This is a genomic window from Salinimicrobium oceani (assembly GCF_012037645.1).
In genome coordinates this window covers 1-339 of sequence record NZ_JAAVJR010001246.1, presented here as the reverse complement: position 1 = coordinate 339, position 339 = coordinate 1, and the positions used below count along the sequence as shown (strand labels likewise).

At 48.7% G+C, this 339-nt stretch carries 1 protein-coding gene; it reads right to left on the bottom strand.

The genetic code is table 11. The features are described 5' to 3' along the window. A partial coding sequence (locus HC175_RS21675; RefSeq protein ID WP_168139970.1) for a sugar phosphate nucleotidyltransferase occupies positions 1 to 339 on the bottom strand: 339 nt, incomplete at both ends.

The window sequence follows — 339 nt, the reverse complement described above, 5'->3', positions numbered from 1 at the left end:
CCGGTCCTTCCATAATTATATGGTCGGCAGGAGTAACGAGTAGGATATCCTCCGGCTGCGCGGCAAAGGCTGCAAAGGCGATAGCAGGAGCAGTATTTCTTGGGGTAGCTTCTACGATGTCAATATAATTCTCAATTCCAAATTTCTGCAGGCTCGCCTCAGAAAGTTGTCTGTTCCCCTGGTTGCCGACTACAATTAGCTGATCTGTGAGCGGAGCATTTCGTTCTACTGCCAGTTCAAAAAGACTTTTTGAATCAGACAAAATATTCAGGTACTGCTTTGGTCGTGATTGTCGGCTGAGCGGCCACAAGCGGCTTCCAACTCCGCCGGTCAGTAACA